Consider the following 18,603-nt stretch of genomic DNA (forward strand, 5'->3'; position numbering starts at 1 on the left):
TCGCCGATGCTTATCACACAATATTATTCAACGCAGATTTCACTGTTTCCCTGTTCTGCCTGGATATAGGCACCTTTTGCGCATTGATAAGCAGCAGTGTTCCGCCATCTTCGCTCAGATAGCTTTTTATAAAATTAATATTCACCAGGTGCGATTGGTGGCTGCGGATAAAATTATAAGGTTTGAGCAGATCGGCAAACTCCCTAAGCGTTTTGCATACCAGCACCTGCTCGCCGTTTTGCAGGTAAAACAGGGTGTAGCTGTTCGAGGCCTCGCATCGTACAATATCCGTAACCTTTACATACATAATTTCTTTGAGCGTAGGCAGCGCTATTTTGGGTATTGCGGTATTACCGGCTTTGATGTAATGCAGCAGGTTTTCAATACTAAGATTATGCTTTTTGCTTTCAATCTTCTTTCGGGCTTTTAAAACTGCCGCTTTAAACTCATCGATATTGATGGGCTTCAGCAAATAGTCGAGTGCAGAAAATTTAATGGCGCGAATGCCGTACTTATCGTAAGCAGTGATAAAGATGATCTCAAAATCTATCTGCGGGATTGCCGCCAGCAGATCAAAACCCGAACGCTGCGGCATCTGGATATCCAGAAAAAGCAGATCGGGCTGATACCGTTGGATCATCGTCAAACCCTCATCGGCATTTTGAGCAGTGGCTATGACATCAACCTCAGGGCAATAGGCTTTGATAATGAGCTGCAGGTTTTCGATATTATTGGCTTCGTCGTCAACGATGATAGCTTTAATGCTCATGATATCCAATTTGATAAGCGGATGTTTACCCGGGTGCCGGGCTTTTGTGCCGCAATGTGCAAAGTTATACTTTGGCCCGGATAATTCTCATTCAGCAGGGCCACCCTGTCCAGGCTCAATTTGATACCGTAACCGTCAGACTTATCATCGTGATCAAAACCTACACCATTGTCGGTTACCGACAACAGCAGGTCTTTGTGTTCCTGCGATATGGTTATCTTTATCTCGCCCTCGTTGCCGAGCGTTGCTATACCGTGTTTAATGGCATTCTCCACGAAGGGCTGCAGCAGCATTGTGGGTATTTCAATATTGGCGGCATCCAGCGTTTCATCAGCGGTTATGAGGTATTTAAAATTAAAGCGCAACTGTTCCATTTGCAGGTAATCATCAAGTATCCGTAATTCATCCTCCAGACTGATCATTTCCTCGTTGGCACCATCCAACACCTGGCGGGTGAGGCCTGCAAATTTCGACAGGTAATAATTGGCGCCGCTGATGTTGTTTTTATTGATGAGGTTTTGTATCGATGTAAGGGCATTAAACATAAAATGCGGGTTCAGCTGCGCGCGGATCGATCTTAATTTCAAACCTACCATTTCCTTATCGCGCTCGGTACGTTGCAACCTGGCCCTGCTTTGACGGCGGTATACATAAAACACCGTTGCAACCCCTAAAAGGGCTGCAACGGTGTAAGGTATAAGTTGTTTAATGGAGACTTTTTTCTGCCCCAGCGGCGGCGGTTTTACCTCGAAGGGTATATGTATCAGTTGATCTTCTTTTCCGCTGAAGGTTGATTGTATGCGGATCTCGTAACTGCCCGGCTCTTTGAAGTATTTGCTATCCAGATCAAAATGATTGTCCAGAATATAGTATCCGGCCTGTGTATCGTCCACATCCTTATCCCTATAATGTACAACGCTTACAATGTAGGGCACCGTTTCATGGCGCGCAAAATCAAACCGGATCATTGATACGCTGTCAACCGGAAAACTGAAATCGGCTGGGATGATACCACCGGCGTCAAACTTTTTTGCGTAGCCCCTATTGGCTTTAACGTTGCTCAGGTTGAAGGCCTCGCCATAGGGTTTGTTGGTTTCCAAAGAAATGGTTATTTGTGTGAGTACCGGCTTGAAATTGCTGCGCCAGTCGAATAAGATCCCATCACGGATACTGTAATTTTTGATATTCTGTACCTCTACCAGCAACTGCTTTCCGGGCGAGCGGTATTTTCCCGCAAAACCATAAGGTTTTAAAGCGCCATAATTTTTTTGCAGCGGGATTTTTGACCAGGGGACGATCACTATACTATCATTCTCAATTACCCGGTAGCGGTAGTCGTTAACATTATCGCTGCTGATGCCCATTGCTACAATTTCGGCAGAGGCCGAATCTTTGATCGTGTAACTGGTATAAGATTTTGAAAGAGACTTTACCGGCACAGAAACGGCCTCGCCGTCAGGCGTATTTATCTTAACGCCCAGCATAATTGGGCTATGAAATACCTCATCTTTTGCGAGGCCCATGTTCAAGACCAGGGTGGTATTTTTCTCTTTAAAATAAATCTGCTTCTTTTTTGAATTGTGGTAAGGAATCTGGTACAGGGCCTCCTCTGCAATGGAATAAGAAGCCGGGCTCCTGATCAAGGTTTTTTTATCGGTTTCTTCGATATCAAACATAAAACGGCCCTTTTGTGCATAACCGGTTCTCAAGAACCCGTACCCGCAGACAAGCCAGGTAACCAGGAGTAATTTTTTACTTTTCATGTGCATTTAAGTTTAGTGTTTTTTAATTACATCACAAAAATGCATTGGCCAGGCAGGTAGAACAATGGCCGCATAGTGGCCGGTATAATTGAGGCAGGATTTGGTTGGTATGGTGTAGCGGTTAGTTTGCCAGGCATTTTAACCCCAATCAACGTGTATGTTACCGGCTCAATATCTGCAGACTTTGCTTAAATTTGACTTTAAAATCAACAATGAGCGACTTACCCGTATATACTAAATCGCAACTGGCCCTGCGTAACGGGCAGGATAAGCCCGAGGTTTGGGTGGCTTATAAGGGCTTGATTTACGATGTTAGCCGTAGCCGCCTTTGGCGCAATGGTAAGCACTACGAGCATTGGGCCGGCCAGGACCTTACCCACGAGCTAGGCGATGCTCCACACGACGAATGGGTGTTCCAGAATTTTGACCCGATAGGTAAATTAGCCTAGTATTTACCGTCATATGTCCGGTGCCATTTACCGGCATCAGATATTCAATTTTTATTTCTTCGCTGTTACCCAACGTTTTGCAAATCTTTCCCGATGATGCAAATAGAAGGACGTCCTAAACCTTTAAAACTTAAAAGAAATGAAAAACTTAATTTATTTATCGGCAGCAATATTACTATCGACAGCGTTAATAATAGGATGCAAAAAGGAGATCGGCCAGCAGCCATTACAGCTTATTGCAAGCCAGCATACTGTAAAGCTAAATCAATTTGACACCCTGTATTTATTAGGTACAACTTCGCACGACTCAGTTAGATTTAGTGTCAGTCCTTCAAATCCCGGGGGCAGCGACACTTATTATTCTTACTTCCATATGTCTAACAACAAAATGATATATGCATTTTTTAAACCCGGCACTTATACTATAAGTGCTACCAGCAATGGCGGCGCATCCGTATCTACAACAGTTACAGTGTTAAATCAACAATACACACCACCGCCAACAAACACCAATCCTCCGCCGCCACCGCCGCCTGCACAACATGATACCACTACTATTATTCCTGTAGCCGGCGATCTGTCAATCACAGCCAAGCTTTGGAAACTACCGAATACTGACTCGCTTGATGTGATATTCACCATCAATTCTGTCAATACGTATCCATGCGGCAACAGTTCATTTAACTTACAGCAGTCGCAGTTCAATAATAACTTTGCCATAGACATTCCAAACGTACTTCAGCCTGGCGCAAGCGCTTGCGCCAAACCTAACCAACCAATAATGGCCAGAATAGAATTTTTCCCTCAGGTTAATTCGCCGGTAGTGGTGGGCACGGTTTACCCGTTAACCATTAAAGTTGGCGGTACAACCTATACGGGGTCAATGGTGTATGGCCATAATTATGTGGATATTACCTGGAATTATACATCAGGGGTTACATTTACCTCAACACACATCACGCTGTAATGATAAAAATTTAAATTTATTAATACAGGGGTTTGGCGCATAACTACGGCCAAACTCCTGTATATTTAAAATACTTTAAGATGAACCCAACGTTTCGATAACTCGTTTCGAAGAGCAACAAAACGAAGCTCTGTAAGCGATAATTTTTGAATGAATATACCTAAACACCAAGTTCAGGAATTGGTTGCCGGTTGTATAAATAACAACCGGTCGGCGCAGGAGGCTTTATACAAGCTTTTTTATGCCGACATGCTGCGGGTTTGCCATAGCTATCTACCTGATAAAGAACTGGCTAAAGAAGCGTTCAACAACGGCTTCCTGAAGGTTTTTCAATCCATCAAAAATTTTGACAGCGAAAAAGGCGAACTGGGTGGGTGGATACGCAAGATCATGGTATTTACATCAATCGACCTTTGCCGTAAGGAGTTAAAATTTGTTTCGCTCACGGTAGTAGGCCAGGAACATGATGACGATTTTTTTATACCGGCCAAAGTATTGGAGAATCTGTATTATGAGGACATTTTGGCAAAAATACGAACGCTTCCATTTGCCACTCAAACTGTTTTTAACCTCTATGAAATAGATGGCTTTAGTCATAAAGAAATAGCCGAGCAATTGAATATTAGTGAAGGTACCTCGCGCTGGCATTTGGCCGAGGCTAAAAGAAAATTACGAACGTTGTTAAATACCCCTAATCCCGGCAACGGCTCATCAGAAAGGAGTGACAAAGCCATATGAGAAATTGGAACCAATACCTCAAGCTTTGGCAGCAAAAACGCAATGAGCTGCACATTGACACTAAAGTGCAAGATGATTGGTCTGCCATGCACCAGCTTTTAGATAAGCACATGCCGCTAACTAACCAACCTGCTAACGGTAATAAAACAGGCAACAGCAGCGGCGATGGCGGCTTAAGTACCGGCGCCAAACTGTTAAACCTGGCTAAATTCAAGCTGCTGTACGCAACGGCCGGGCTGATTATAGGGAGTGGTATTACCTATTTTGCCATACATTATATCAATCAAAAGCCACCAGAAATTCATAAAGAAACCAAAGCCCGGATTGACAAGGATAGTATAGTAAACAGCAATGCTTTAAAAACAGACGATCAGAAGCATACAACTGACGATAGTAGTACAGATAATTCAAAACAGGAGCCGGGCACTCCTTTAGGTGTTGACGAGACTGCAAAATCAGCTGCCGGGTATAATGCCCATTTAAATAAAACTGCCAATAACGACATTACAGATAAGCGACTATCATCATCAGTAAAAAATAACGGGGCGAATAGCGGACTGATACCTGCCAATCACACGCACTTGCAGCCTAATCATGCTACATACGGTAATAACTCAGTTAGTGGCGCACACCGGGGGGCATCGTCATCGGCAAAAAACAGCCGTATATTGTTAGCTAAAAATGCCGCCCGTTGGGTAAACAACGGTGCTACGGGAAGCCATGGCCGCCAAAACGTTTTATCGCCGGGCGATAATCGGCCAAACCAGACTAATAACGTTAATACCCGGTGGCAAAACAACGGTTATGATGGTAGTAAGTTAGCTATTAACGCAACACCGCCCTTAGCTGCCTTAATCTGGGATGAGATAACAGCCGGCACCGACAGCCGGACAAGCGCCGAAGCCATATTTAACAAATCAATAAACGCTTCAAGGCAAGGTGCCGGAACCACCAGCGCGTATAGAAACTTGAAAACAAATTTACCGGCCACTAAGCGGGCAAAAGCTGCTAAAGCTGCATGGAGTACCAAGCTCGACTGGGGTATACTTGCCGGTACCGATGGTTTAGGCACCTGGACACCAAAATCGCAAAATCATAATTTCTATGGTAGTTTGCCAGCTGATATATATTTAGGATTATTTGGCACCTATAACGTTAACGACCGTTGGGCTGTAGGCTTGCAAAGCCGGTTTTTGGTACCGCATGCCGTAAGCGGCACATATACCTACCCAGGCGCATCAGAAACCATACTGATAAGTGATTCACGCAAGGTTTATACTATTGATGTTCCGATACATTTAATTTACAAACCTGTATCAAATATCAGTTTAAAAGCAGGGCCGCTTTTAAGCATCCAGGCAAAAACAGCTAACGGCACATTCCCTAACGCGGCTAATGATTCTACCGGAACAAAAAGCCCGATAACCCAAGCCCTTAATGCCACCAGTATGTCCAATAAGGTTCAGTTAGGCGCCTCTGCAGGTGTAGGTTTCAGCTATAAATTTTTATGGCTTGATGCTACCTATAACTATTACACAAAGGGGCAAAAAATAAGTTCATCTTTAGGAGGTTATTCGGCCAATATGAATAGTCTGCAACTTACCATCGGCATTAAACTTAACAAGAGTAAAAAATAAGTTGCTCGTGTTAAACAAAAAGGGCGGAATGATCATCTCATCCCGCCCTTTTTCTATGCAGCGATTTAGTTACGCAATTTCAAAAGCCGACAGCTGCACAAACTGCTGAACACGATTACTAACTTCGGCCTCTGTTAGATTCTTAATTTTCTCGGTACCAAACTTTTCTACGCAGAATGAAGCCAGTGCCGAACCAAAAATGATAGCATTTTTCATATTGTGGAAACTAATAGTACCCACCTTGGCCATATAACCAATAAAACCACCTGCAAAAGTATCGCCTGCACCGGTAGGGTCAAACACCTCGGCCAACGGCAGGGCCGATGCCGAGAATATCTTGTCTTCATGAAACAATAGCGCACCATGCTCGCCTTTTTTTATGATAAGGTATTTGGGGCCCATGGTTAAAATTTTAGCTGCCGCTTTAACCAATGAATATTCGCCTGACAACTGGCGCGCCTCTGCATCATTGATAGTTAATACATCAACCAGCTTTATGGTTTCCAGCAAATCGTCCATTGCGATATCCATCCAGAAATTCATGGTGTCCATCACAATTAATTTTGGCCTGTTTTTAAGCCTTTTAATAACTGTTTGCTGTATTTGCGGTGTAAGGTTACCCAGCATCAAATACTCGCAGTCCTGGTAGCTTTCCGGAATAACCGGATCAAAATCTGCAAGCACATTCAGCTCAGTTACCAGTGTATCGCGGCTGTTCATATCGTTATGGTACTTACCGCTCCAAAAAAAAGACTTCTCGCCTTTTTTAATCTGCAAACCTTCGGTATCAATGCCATGAGCATTAAAATCGGCAATCTCGCTCTGCGGAAAATCATCGCCCACTACGGCAACAATTTTAGTTTTATCGTAAAAGTAAGAAGCGGCTAAACCGGCATAGGTAGCGGCGCCCCCAACAATTTTATCTGTCTTACCAAAAGGTGTTTCAATAGCGTCAAACGCCACCGTACCAATAACTAATAAACTCATCTATATCTTATGATTTTTTTTCGCAAATATCATTAAAATCTGTCACTTATCATATGGGCCTTTCGTGCTATAATTTGCCGGTTAAAGCTGCACTAAAGAAATCGCGAAAAATAATCGGTCTCATATTTAGCTACTTATATTTTTTTTAAAAAAACATTGCGAAATAATCGAAGAAATTATACTTTTGCACACTCCAAACCGGAAAACACTCCTGAGTAGCTCAGCCGGTTAGAGCATCTGACTGTTAATCAGAGGGTCGCTGGTTCGAGCCCAGCCTCAGGAGCAAAATAACACTATACTATAATGGTGTTAAAATTATCCAAAAATTTTTTTATGAAAGCCGTATCAATTCGATGCGGCTTTTTTATTATTTTGTCGGTTACTTCAACATTATTTCTGCTTGAGCCCTATTTTCTCCTTATAAACAATTAGTTTTTTAAAAGTTTATCTAAGTTACTTTTGCTACTACTTGACTTCTTTTTCAATCACTTTGATACGTTCCAGGTGCAACTGAAGCGTTGGCAACATTTGCCGGGCAAACGTGCGCACGTCAGGGTCTTTCCCGGTAGTCGCATAGTTCTGAAAAGTCTGCACCGCATTTTCATGCCCCGCCAACATCGCATGAACAAACAGTTGGTCAAATTGCGCACCCGCATTTTTTAGCATAGGGTCAGGCTGGATACCACCGCTGGCTGCTGGCGGGATGGTGATGTTTTTTCTTTTAGCCAACTGTAGCAATTCCTGCTCTGCATGGCCATGGTCAGTCACCATCATTTGCCCGAAGTTGCGCACTTCCGCATTTTTAGCCTGCTGCACTGCTAGCTGCCCAGCGCTTACCTCTTGCAAGTTCTTGATGCTGGCGACGATCAGGAAGTGCCGGGCCGTCGTATCGGGGTCGGGTTGCGGGATCTGTGCCACGGCTCTCTGGCAACATATTGCTACCAGTGTCATAAAGCATATTTTTCTCATCATTTCTGTATTAAGGTTGTCCAACACCGCCGGATGATCCATACACCTGCCCGGAAGCAAAGCTGGCATCGGCAGCCGCCAGTTGCACATAGATCGAAGCCAGCTCCGCAGGCTGACCCGGCCGGCCAAGCATCGTCCAGCTACCAAACATTTGTTGCTTTTCGGGCTGTGCGCCGCCACTGATCTGCAGGGCCGTCCAAATCGGTCCCGGCGCTACACCATTTACGCGTATACCCTTTGGTCCTAATTGCTTGGCCAGCGATTTTACATAGTTCATCGTCGCTGCTTTGGTTTGGGCATACGCATACAGGTCGGGCGACGGATCATAGGCTTGCTCTGATGTGGTGCCGATGATCGCCGAACCCGGCGGCAGATGCGGTAACGCTTCTTTGATGATCCAGAATGGTGCGTAAATATTAGTTTTCATAGTTGCATCGAATTCTTCGGTGGTCACATCCGTGATCGAATTGATCGATTGCTGCCGGCCGGCGTTATTGACAATAATGTCGAGCCCGCCCAGTTCGCTGATCGCCCTTTGCACCAGTTGCTTACAGAAGGCCTCTTCGCGCAGGTCGCCGGGGATCGCAACCGCTTTACGGCCGGCCTTTCTGATCAGCGCGATGACCTCGCGGGCGTCTGGTTCTTCGCTCGGATAATAGTTAATAGCCACATCGGCACCTTCCCGGGCATAGGCGATCGCTGCTGCACGCCCCATACCCGAGTCCCCGCCGGTAATCAGCGCCTTGCGGCCCATCAGGCGTCCCGACCCTTTGTAACTTGTTTCTCCGCAATCAGGCACCGGGTCCATTTTGCTTTGCAAACCAGGCCAGGGCTGCGGCTGGCTTTTAAATGGCGGTTTGGGATACAACGGCCTGGGGTCGATCAGTTTTACATCTCCGTCCGCTTGCTGCGATGATGCAGCTGCCCCGAAGGCAGGTGTGATAGCCGCGGCTGCAAGGGTTGTGCCTAAACCGGCTATGACCTGGCGTCGGCTCATTTGGTTCTTTTTGTCCATAGCTGTTAAGTTTTATAAGTATTTAGTGATGCTGACCTAACGCTCAGCGTTCTGAGCAGATAAGCGTCGAAATTTACCTATGATCTTACTGGTAAGATTGATACAATCATCGTGCAGCAATCCCAACTATGGATAAAATCAGGTAATTACCGGATGAGATCGCGTATTTATCTCAGTGACCCGATCTTTTTTATGCGGGATGCTCAATGGAGCTATATCGAGCTATTGAACATTTTGGAGTACCGCTCGGATGATCGTGTACAGATCGATCACCCAAAAATACTAATTGTCATAGATCGGCAGGTAAGCGTCATTTTTTTGGCTACAACATCAGTGGATTTGGCTACTTCTGTTTTTCCCGGTCTCCCGACCTTTACACCATCCAAAAAAATAGAAACATATGAAGATCACCGTAATGGGCTCTCTGGGCCACATAGGCAAACCCCTAACCGAACAATTGGTTAAACAAGGCCACGAGGTAACCGTGATTACCAGTAGTGCCAACCGCGTAGCCGAAATTGAAAACTTAGGCGCCAAAGCTGCAGTAGGCAGTGTTGAAGACGCCGATTTCCTGAACAATGCATTTACCGGCGCAGACGCCGTACACACCATGGTACCGCCAGATATGACTGCTCCTGATCTGGCTGCACGTACACACAAAATAGGAAAGGCCATTACACAGGCCATCAAAAAATCGGGCGTACAAAATGTGTTGTATGTGAGCAGCTATGGCGCACATTTGCCAGAGGGTACTGGTTTAATCAAGGATCACCACTTTATTGAGAACGACCTGAGCGACCTTAACCTGGAATCACTGATATTACTACGGGCTTGCTATATTTACTACAACACGTTTGCCTATATCCCGATGATTAAAGCAACAGGCAATATCTACACCAACTACGGTGGCGATGACCTGGTGACTTTCGTATCGCCAAAAGACATTGCCGAAGCGGCTGCCGACGAGTTGACATCAACCAAAAAAGGCCGCCGTATACGCTACGTAGCCAGCGACGAACGTACCTGCAACGAAGCTGCAAAAGCGCTGGGCGACGCCATTGGCAAAGAAATTCAATGGATCATCATTAGCGACGAGCAGTTTAAGGCTAACCTGGAGGCAAACGGGGTGCCGCCGGCGCTGGCAGAAGAACTGGCCGAGCTATATGCCGCCTGCCATACCGGCTTACTGCATGAGGATTATGAAAAGCACAAACCGGTATTAGGCAAAGTTAAACTGGAAGAGTTCGCCAAAGAATTTGCTGCGCGATATAATCAGCAATAACCGTATCTTGTAAAAGAGACGCAAAATATTGCGTCTTTACGTTTTATCGTATTCGTAGAGACACAACATTTTGTATCTCCTGTTTAAATAAAAAAATTGGGATGACACCACACCGCATAAAAACCATCAGCGAATACCACCAGATCATGGGTCTTCCTGCGCCAGAGCATCCGCTTATCAGCGTGATCGATCTGTCGACGTTTAATATGCCGCCGGCGAATGAACATTTTGTAATGGTGTTTGATTTCTATTCGATCTCGCTAAAGCGCGATTTTAACGCTAAGCTAAAATACGGCCAGCAACAGTACGATTTTGACGAGGGCATTATGTTCTTTATTTCGCCGGGCCAGGTTTTTGGTATTACTATAGAGAACGGCAAACCCGTACAAAGATCGGGCTGGCTGCTGCTGGTACACCCCGATTTTTTCTGGAACTCGGCACTGGCTAAGGATATCAAAAAGTATGAGTTTTTTAACTACTCGGTACATGAGGCGCTGTTTGTGTCTGAAAAAGAAGAAGAAACAATCATCGGGATGATGAAAAGCATCCAGCAGGAATACCAGGCGCGGATAGATAAATTTAGCCAGTCTATTATGTTAGCTCAACTGGAACTGCTGCTTAAACATGCCGAGCGCTTTTATAACCGCCAGTTTATTACCCGGCAAATTGTTAACCATCAGATGCTGGACAGATTAGATAACCTGCTCAATGCTTATTTTAATAGCGAAGACATCCTAAAGAAAGGCCTGCCGACAGTAAGTTTTGTGGCCGAACAGCTTAACGTTTCGCCAAGCTACCTGAGCGGACTACTCAAAGTGCTCAGCGGCCAAAGCGCCCAGCAACACATTCACGAAAAGCTCATTGCCAAGGCTAAAGAAAAACTGTCAACTACCGGACTATCAGTAAGTGAGATTGCTTATCAGCTGGGATTTGAGCATCCGCAATCCTTCAGTAAATTATTTAAAACGAAGACGAGCCTTTCGCCATTGGAATTTAGAGCGACGTTTAATTAGCACCCTTTCCGGCCTCCCGCCAGCTGGCGGGAGGCCGGAAAGGGTGTTTATATCGCCATTCCGAACACAATCGTATTTCCATCCGGATCATCTACAGCGAAATCGCGTATGCCATATATACGGTCGGCCATCGCCACGGTTATATTGGTGCCTTTGCGCTGTAGTAGTTGGTAGTAATCATCTATCTCATTCAGATCAATGCAAAAATGTGCGCCGCCCGGGGGTTTCTTTTGTCCCTCGTTATTGGGGCCGCTTAGATGTATCAGTACATCATCTAAAAGTAATCCGGCGTAATCGCCAAAACGAAAATCCATTGTAAACCCTAACACATCAATATAATACGACAATGAAGCTTCAAGGTCTGTTACATGTACAACAATGGCAATGCTAAGTGCTTTCATAAGGCCTATCTAGGTATTTTAACCAAGATACTATTTTATCGACACCACCGCCAGCCTTAATCTTAATAAAGAAACTAACTAAACAATTTAAGCTCAGCTTCTCTCCGCCAGCTGGCGGGAGGCCGGGCGGAGTGGTTTCAACAACAACGGCAATAAAAGCAATGACAGTATTCCGCAGGCCACCGCTATAAAAAAGCCCAGATGATGGAAACTCTGATCAGTCACCCCGTGTGCAAAAACCGACTTTAATTGCGTGCCCGACAAGATAGCGCCGATGTAAGCCGCCGTACGGTACAAGCCAAAGGACACGCCTTTTTGGTCAAGCGGCGCTTCATCGTTCAGCAAAGTTTGGTTGGCGATGATATTAGTGCCCTCGGCCATACCGGCAGTAATGCCAATACAAACCACTACCGGCAGCGGGATCTCTCCGTTTAAAAACAATATGCCGAAGCAAGCCACAATAAGCAGGGCCACGCCAAGCGTATTTTGAAGTTTCGAGCTATTAATGCGGGCTACCAGCAACCCTGCGGCAATAGCGGTGATTGAATTTGGCAGCATAATCAAGCCGGTATGTACTGGTATCAGGCGCCTTACGGCTTCAAGCCATTGCGGCAGGCCATAAAGCACCAGATACAAAATATAACTGGTTGCCAATCCGCGTACGTAAACCAGCGATAGCGAAGGTTTGCGCCACAAAAGTTTTACATCAATAAATGGCGCTTCGTTTTGCCACTCCCAAAGGCAAAGGCCGGCGAGCGCGATGATGGTTGCTATGACCAAATACACATTCAAATCTTTAGCTAACAGCACAGCCAGCAGGCAACCCAGAAACAAGCAAAACAGCAGGATGCCTTGTATGTCTATCCGCTGAAAAACGTTGCGCTTTTTATCGTTTGGTGCAGGCGGGTAGTCTGGCAATGTGTTGGACAGAATAAGCCCCACGATGGTCCAGGGCACATTTACCATAAAAATGCCGCGCCAGCCGAGCCATTGGGTCAGCGCCCCGCCGAGTGTTGGGCCCAAAACCAACGTTACCTGCGCCGATACGGCGATCATAGCTAATATTGGCCCGGGTACTGGGCGTTTTTCCAGCGCATAACGTTTACCCACCAGCGCCATCCCCGAAGGGTAGGCCGCCGAGGTACCCAGGCCCAATAAAATCCTTGAAGCTACCAGCCAGGCAAAACCGGGGGCAAAAATACCCACTAACGCGGCTATAAAAACCAATACAAAACCCAGGTTATTTACCCGCTTGGCGCTGTAGATATCGGCCAGGCGGCCCATTAAAGGCTGGGCTATAGTAGCCGTTACATATAACGAGGTTATCAGTATAGCACCCTGCCCCGGGGTAATTTTGAACGCGTTGCATAAGCTAGACAGTGCCGTTGCCAGCATGGTTGAGTTAAGCGGGTTCATCATGGTGCCCAACAGCAGTGGCGCCATAAATTTCCAGGGGATAGGCTCTTTTTCTTTTTTAGCCGTCATTAAGCCAGCTCCCGTACTTTCGCAACAATAGCCTCAGTAGTATCCACCTCACCAATACGCGGGAAGATGCGGGCTATGCTATTATCATGCGCTTCCAAAAACATATCGGTCATAGCATCATTGGCGAAGGTGAGGTTGTAGCCCAAAACACTCGCATCGCGGGCCGTACCTTCAACACCGATGCTGGTAGCTACACCTGCCAGCACAATACCGGTGATGCCACGTTTTTGCAGTTCGGACTGTAGATTGGTATTCGGGAAAGCGCTCCAGGTATGTTTGGTAACCATAATATCGCCTTCTTTAACTTGCAGTTGCGAGATAATATTACCCAAGCCGTTTTCTTCCCAGTTCTTTTTAGCTGCGCGGATGCCTTCCTCATCTTTAGGCATTTGCGACGGCTGGTCGGCACGCTTTTGTGTCCAGGCCTGTCCAATAGGGTTTACATTTACAAATACTATCGGCAGGTCCTTTTCGCGAAAGGCGTCAATCAGTTGTTTTGTTTTTTCAACGATACCATCAAAGGCATGTGCGCCTTTAATGGCGGCGATGGCATTTTGCATGTCAATTAAAACCAGCGCGGTTTTAGGGTCAAGTGCAGTAATCATAGGTTTGTTGTTTTGTTAGATGTTTGGTTCGTAAGCAACTATTTTGTTGAGTATGGCAACAGCAGCTTCCAGTGTCTGCTTTTCTTCGGCTGACAGCGTATTGTCTATCGCCCTGGCCAGCCACTCGTCGCGCTCGTAACGGGTATGTTCTACAATTTCCCGCCCTTTTTGAGTTAAACTGATTAGCGATTTGCGCTTATCCACCTCATGCGGTGTTTTTTCGACAATCCCCAATTCTTTCAAATTGATCAACAATTCAGACATCGACTGCGGCTTAACCCGCACAATCGTCGCCAGTTCACTGGCAGAAAATGCTTGGTCAGGATACAAGTACGATAAAGTTTGAAATTCAGAAATTGAATATGAATTGGCCGATTTCACCGAGCGCCGCAAGCGCTTAATGATCAGCGAGGTGGCCATTCGAAATGCAGATGCCAGTTGTGATGTTTCCATATTTGCACAGGTAAACTTATCAGGTTACCTGTGCAAATATACGTAATGAGATATGGAATGTGGTATTATTTTTTTGTAAAATCTGAGTGTAAGTACATTAAGTTGCTGGTGATAGCGTAACAACGGCGAAGTATCATTCAATAAAAAAGGTGTCATGCTGAGCTTGTCGAAGCACGCGGGCAAAGGCCTACGCCCGCCCTTCGACAGGCTCAGGGTGACACCCTATTTTTTAAAAATGGTATATTTACTTCTCCACTCTTACAGTCATCACTCCCTTCGCCGGTATAACGAAATTACCGGGCAGTTCGGCTTTCTTATCCTCCATTAAGTTACTGTTCCAGATCTTCACAGCCGGTACGGCTTGCGGCGTAATACTTACGCGAGAGTCTGTATCCCCGCTGTTTACTAATTGCACAACTATGCCTTTGCCGTCATCGGCAGGTTTAATGGCTTCTGCATAAACGTTAGCGCCGCTAAGCTTGAAGAATAGCTTGCCTGCATCGGCTGTGGCAGGGGCGGCAATGAGCGGCTGATGATTTTCCTGTCCGGTTTGCTCTGTTTTAAAGTTGTTAAAGGCTGATGAATGCGCACTGAAAATATAACGGAACGTCGCCGGTCCTTCCTCCTGCTCTACGCGGAAATTGGTATGCCACAGGTTATTCATCACCCATGAATATATTTTTGACGATTGCGGGGTATACGATAGCCATTGCGGGGCGTGGTGCAAACCTCCCAGCAGATCGGCAACGGTTATCTTACCAATCTCAAACAGCGGTGCATCCGGGCTCGACCAGGTTATGCCGAACGACGCGTTTGATACATCAACCCAGCGCTGCATGGTATACCAGTTGCGGTTAGCATATTGCAATTGCTGCTTTTCGGCCTCCACACTACCCCATGGTATACTGTAACGCACCTGCGCGCCCGGCACCTGGAAAGGAAACTCAAAATGCACGCTTTCTTTTCTGCGGATAGCGCGTTTGTCGATGGTATTGATCAACTCTACTTTATCCAGTCCGCTTACCAGGCGAATTTCGCGGGTAAGGCCATTGGCGCCCGGCGCTTTTGAGGTCACCAGTAAACTTACTACCAGCGGACCGTTTTCTTTGATATTGAGGGACACGCCCGATGTGGTTTCTATTTTTTGCAGCGAGTCGCCGGGCATGTAGGTGTATTTATTGAAGCCCGCCGAGTCAACCAAGATCAACTCCTTGCCGTTTTGTATTTTTGTTATCCTATCGATATCGCCGGTTCGCCTATCAACCTTAATCGAATAAACGCCATTGCTTAAACCACTTTGTGATATTTTGGCTAATCCGCCCGATAGCGCCTTTCCGGCGGTAATAGTATAGGTTTTTTTGCCAAAAGCCGGAACGCCGTTTGCTACAAAAGCCAATTCGCCGGTGCTTAACCGTTGCGACGGCACTGCCTTACCCGCTGCATCTTTAACCAGGTCGCCCGCTTTACTCAAATCCGCAGCAATATAAACCACATCGGTACGTGGCCACGACAACGTGTTGTAGACGTTTACAGCATTGGCCCTGGTTTTGATATTGATTGCCGAAAGGGCAACTCTGGTTATGGTATCGGTCAGGCCTTTGGCGTGAAGGGCATAGTTACGCTTTACCGCCCACTCGCTTAATACTTTAGCGTTTTCGGGTTCGCTGGTGCTGTTGTAGGCGCCCCAGGTATGCTCGTTATACAGCAAAAGGTTGGTCCACACATCGTCCACTGCTTCTACCGGATAATATTTTTGATTGCGAATGGCCCAAATAGCTTCGGCCTGTTTTAATCTGTCAGATGTTTCGCGGGCCATAGCTGTTTCTTTGGCTGCCGAGGCCACGCCGTCCGTCCAGTATTCGGTGTAGTCGCCTTTTATATACGGGATCTTGTCGCGGTATGCGTTTTCAAAATCGGTAAAAAACTGTTTGGTTGAGGTGATGACGAGTTTTGGCGATGCAAATTTTTCGTTCCATGTTTTTACCGCATCCGGCAGTTCGGGGTCAATCGGTGCGTTATCACTCATGGCCCAGGTAAGGATCGTCATATTATACGGGAAATTATCTTTTTCCAGTCCATCCAGGTAGCCAAACAAATGCGGGTTCAGGAAATTTTCAGAAGGATGGCCGGTGTAGAATGGCTTCGGATCTTCCACACTAAAAAAGTTCGGAATTTTAGAACCCTTTAAAGCATAGCCGATAGAATACGGCTGGCACTGCCAGAACAGCAATTGCTCCTTACCCGATGGCGACACCCAGTAAAATGGTTTATCCTGCCATTTGGCTAAAAAGCCAATACGGTCGGACGCGTTTGGCCCCGACAGGAAATATTTAATATTAGTTTGCGCCACCTGTGCCGACAGCCCCCATGAGGCGCCCGGCACATCGCCCTGAAACATAGTATTGATATTTAAACCGTGAGCCTTAGCCAGCTGCTGCGATTTAGCAAACATCACCATCAGTTGCCGCGAATCGGTCATACTGGTATTGGTATTGCCATAAGCACCATCCAGGCTTATCCAGCCTTTCTTCACCGCGTTCCAAAAGCGCTGGCGTTTGGCAGCGTCGGCGCGCTTCAGGTAGTTGTCTACCACCCACATAGCCTCTGTCGTCCATTTAAATTGAGCCTCTTTAGGATAGTTAACGGTTTTCTTCGCCAGCTCAATCGACTCGTCAATATTATCCATGTGCAGTTTCAGCACTTTTTCCTGCACATTGGTATAACCAATATCCACATGCGAGTGCGGCAGCACATAAACCTTCCAATCGGACCGGCAAGGTTTTACCGCAGCTTTGGCGGTGTAGGTTTTATCGTCGGCCTTTAGCGTAATAGCAGCCTCGGTAACGGTAGTTACCGGTGCGCCCGGCAAGGCAACTTCAAAAGCGCCAATACCCTCTTTGCTGGCCGCAATTTTATAATGTACTGTTTGGCCGTTAAACTTTATATCAGCTTCTGCTTCGCCAAAGTTTTTACCATCGGTGAATACCAGCCGGGCCATACGCTTGGCACCCCCAGGTGTTTTTAAATAGGCCACTGTGGGTTGCAGCGTGATACCGGTAAAATGTTTAGCAGGTTCTTGTGCATAAGCGGCCATAATGGTACACACGGCTACCAACACTAAAGCAGAAAGCTTTCTCATAGTTAGTTTTTATCAGTCAAATAATTGGGCCGGCAAAGTTAGCCGGTTGTTTTAACAGGTTATCTGCAGATAAAATTAAAACAATTCTATGAAATGTATGCACATATGTACATATTAATTTAAGTATGATTTTAACGCTTGTCATCCTTCGCTTTGCTCAGGATGACAAATTATTTAAATTTTCACTTTCTGTCACCGCTGGGTCTCTCGAGAGGACCCTGCGCTGCTATGCCCTACTTCTCAGGGTCCCTTTCAGGAGACCTGCGAGGACCAAAAGCATAGCGAAAGATCTTATTTAAGCGATGAGTAAGACGCATAAGATCCTTCGCTATCGCTCAGGATGACAAATTATTTAAATTTTCACTTACTCCTCGTCCGCGTCATCATCGCGGTCGGTAAAGCGGGCAACATCTTCGCCTTTATGCAGATGGCGGTTGGTGTGCCTTAACTCGGCCTGCTCTATATCTATATCTTCATTACTTACCTCGTCAATGCCATCATTGATGTCGTTAAGGTTATCCAGATCTTTTTCGCTGCCTGAGGGCTTGCCTTTGCGCGGAAAAGTACTTACGTTTTCTCTTTTTGCCATAGGTTGTTCAATTAGTTAGATATATCAGCAAAAAGACAGCCAAACCTTCAAGGCGGTGCAGCTGTTAACTGGCAGGCTATTTGTGCCGTTTTTAATAACCAAAATTGATCTGTTATGGAAAACAGAAAACAAGCACCAGGCAGTCCGTCAAAGACCGGCACCAACAGAGAACAACGCATTCAAAAAAAAGCTAAAAGCGCTTCGACCATGGAAAGCAGCGTAGCTGCCGAATTGAAAAACCGGGAGCACGGCGGTGAGAAACCGGCGCGGTAAGTCATCAAATCCTGTCATGCTGAACTTGTTTCAGCATCCCATCATAATAGTAACGCGTCAACTTAGCGC

The 18,603-nt window shown here is 46.1% G+C and carries 18 protein-coding genes and 1 tRNA gene; 8 read left to right on the forward strand and 11 right to left on the reverse strand.

Annotation, left to right across the window (positions count from 1 at the left end; genetic code table 11):
- Positions 1 to 13 precede the first annotated feature (13 nt).
- A complete protein-coding gene (locus ACFS5N_RS17420; RefSeq protein WP_377188615.1) occupies positions 14 to 769 on the reverse strand; it encodes a LytR/AlgR family response regulator transcription factor in 756 nt (251 codons plus the stop codon).
- On the reverse strand, positions 766 to 2,532 hold the full coding sequence (locus tag ACFS5N_RS17425; protein ID WP_377188618.1) for a sensor histidine kinase: 1,767 nt from the start codon (positions 2,530 to 2,532) through the stop codon (positions 766 to 768). Before ACFS5N_RS17425 ends, ACFS5N_RS17420 begins: the two co-directional genes overlap by 4 nt.
- A 212-nt stretch (positions 2,533 to 2,744) precedes the next feature.
- Between ACFS5N_RS17425 and ACFS5N_RS17430 the strand changes: the two genes are divergently transcribed.
- The 4 genes from ACFS5N_RS17430 (at position 2,745) to ACFS5N_RS17445 (ending at position 6,323) form a co-directional block, all read left to right on the forward strand.
- Positions 2,745 to 2,981, forward strand: coding sequence for a cytochrome b5 domain-containing protein (locus ACFS5N_RS17430; RefSeq protein ID WP_377188621.1), 237 nt, complete (start codon positions 2,745 to 2,747; stop codon positions 2,979 to 2,981).
- Positions 2,982 to 3,120: 139 nt separating this feature from the next.
- On the forward strand, positions 3,121 to 3,948 hold the full coding sequence (locus ACFS5N_RS17435) for a hypothetical protein (RefSeq protein WP_377188624.1): 828 nt from the start codon (positions 3,121 to 3,123) through the stop codon (positions 3,946 to 3,948).
- Between the two features lie 150 nt (positions 3,949 to 4,098).
- Complete coding sequence (locus ACFS5N_RS17440; RefSeq protein ID WP_377188628.1) at positions 4,099 to 4,686, forward strand: RNA polymerase sigma factor; 588 nt, start codon at positions 4,099 to 4,101, stop codon at positions 4,684 to 4,686.
- Positions 4,683 to 6,323: a hypothetical protein gene (locus ACFS5N_RS17445; RefSeq protein WP_377188630.1), complete on the forward strand. Its 1,641-nt coding sequence runs from the start codon at positions 4,683 to 4,685 to the stop codon at positions 6,321 to 6,323. The genes ACFS5N_RS17440 and ACFS5N_RS17445 overlap by 4 nt, the downstream gene beginning before the upstream one ends.
- 69 nt (positions 6,324 to 6,392) lie before the next feature.
- On the opposite strand, the gene ACFS5N_RS17450 is transcribed toward ACFS5N_RS17445, so the two are convergent.
- Positions 6,393 to 7,310, reverse strand: a complete 918-nt coding sequence (locus tag ACFS5N_RS17450) for a PfkB family carbohydrate kinase (protein WP_377188633.1) — start codon at positions 7,308 to 7,310, stop codon at positions 6,393 to 6,395.
- A 209-nt stretch (positions 7,311 to 7,519) separates the two neighbouring features.
- On the opposite strand from ACFS5N_RS17450, the gene ACFS5N_RS17455 reads away from it, so the two are divergent.
- Positions 7,520 to 7,593: transfer RNA gene (locus tag ACFS5N_RS17455), tRNA-Asn, on the forward strand.
- Positions 7,594 to 7,775: 182 nt separating this feature from the next.
- Here ACFS5N_RS17455 and ACFS5N_RS17460 read toward each other — a convergent pair.
- Entirely contained in the window at positions 7,776 to 8,282 is a 507-nt protein-coding gene (locus tag ACFS5N_RS17460) for a DUF4142 domain-containing protein (protein WP_377188636.1), read from the reverse strand.
- A 7-nt stretch (positions 8,283 to 8,289) separates the two neighbouring features.
- Positions 8,290 to 9,294 carry an SDR family oxidoreductase gene (locus ACFS5N_RS17465; protein WP_377188639.1) on the reverse strand — a complete coding sequence of 335 codons (1,005 nt, stop codon included), beginning with the start codon at positions 9,292 to 9,294 and terminating at the stop codon, positions 8,290 to 8,292.
- 400 nt (positions 9,295 to 9,694) lie between these two features.
- Here ACFS5N_RS17465 and ACFS5N_RS17470 point away from each other — a divergent pair, with 400 nt between their 5' ends.
- Positions 9,695 to 10,576 (forward strand): NmrA family NAD(P)-binding protein, encoded by an 882-nt coding sequence (locus ACFS5N_RS17470; protein WP_377188641.1) that lies wholly within the window; start codon positions 9,695 to 9,697, stop codon positions 10,574 to 10,576.
- Between the two features lie 101 nt (positions 10,577 to 10,677).
- Complete coding sequence (locus ACFS5N_RS17475) at positions 10,678 to 11,589, forward strand: helix-turn-helix domain-containing protein (RefSeq protein WP_377188645.1); 912 nt, start codon at positions 10,678 to 10,680, stop codon at positions 11,587 to 11,589.
- Between the two features lie 47 nt (positions 11,590 to 11,636).
- Here the strand turns inward: ACFS5N_RS17475 and ACFS5N_RS17480 are convergent, their stop codons facing one another.
- The 6 genes from ACFS5N_RS17480 to ACFS5N_RS17505 all read right to left on the reverse strand — a co-directional run bounded on the left by ACFS5N_RS17480 (position 11,637) and on the right by ACFS5N_RS17505 (position 18,261).
- Positions 11,637 to 11,990, reverse strand: coding sequence for a VOC family protein (locus tag ACFS5N_RS17480; protein ID WP_377188649.1), 354 nt, complete (start codon positions 11,988 to 11,990; stop codon positions 11,637 to 11,639).
- A gap of 93 nt (positions 11,991 to 12,083) precedes the next feature.
- Positions 12,084 to 13,475, reverse strand: coding sequence for an MFS transporter (locus ACFS5N_RS17485; RefSeq protein ID WP_377188652.1), 1,392 nt, complete (start codon positions 13,473 to 13,475; stop codon positions 12,084 to 12,086).
- Positions 13,475 to 14,080: an isochorismatase family protein gene (locus tag ACFS5N_RS17490; RefSeq protein ID WP_377188655.1), complete on the reverse strand. Its 606-nt coding sequence runs from the start codon at positions 14,078 to 14,080 to the stop codon at positions 13,475 to 13,477. Before ACFS5N_RS17490 ends, ACFS5N_RS17485 begins: the two co-directional genes overlap by 1 nt.
- A gap of 15 nt (positions 14,081 to 14,095) precedes the next feature.
- Positions 14,096 to 14,533 (reverse strand): MarR family winged helix-turn-helix transcriptional regulator, encoded by a 438-nt coding sequence (locus tag ACFS5N_RS17495; protein WP_377188658.1) that lies wholly within the window; start codon positions 14,531 to 14,533, stop codon positions 14,096 to 14,098.
- 244 nt (positions 14,534 to 14,777) lie between these two features.
- Complete coding sequence (locus ACFS5N_RS17500; RefSeq protein ID WP_377188661.1) at positions 14,778 to 17,672, reverse strand: glycoside hydrolase family 38 N-terminal domain-containing protein; 2,895 nt, start codon at positions 17,670 to 17,672, stop codon at positions 14,778 to 14,780.
- A gap of 364 nt (positions 17,673 to 18,036) precedes the next feature.
- Positions 18,037 to 18,261: a hypothetical protein gene (locus ACFS5N_RS17505; protein WP_377188664.1), complete on the reverse strand. Its 225-nt coding sequence runs from the start codon at positions 18,259 to 18,261 to the stop codon at positions 18,037 to 18,039.
- A 114-nt stretch (positions 18,262 to 18,375) separates the two neighbouring features.
- On the opposite strand from ACFS5N_RS17505, the gene ACFS5N_RS17510 reads away from it, so the two are divergent.
- Positions 18,376 to 18,534, forward strand: coding sequence for a hypothetical protein (locus ACFS5N_RS17510; RefSeq protein ID WP_377188667.1), 159 nt, complete (start codon positions 18,376 to 18,378; stop codon positions 18,532 to 18,534).
- Positions 18,535 to 18,603 lie beyond the last annotated feature (69 nt).

The organism is Mucilaginibacter ximonensis, assembly GCF_042686265.1.
GTDB classification, from domain to species: Bacteria; Bacteroidota; Bacteroidia; order Sphingobacteriales; family Sphingobacteriaceae; genus Mucilaginibacter; species Mucilaginibacter ximonensis.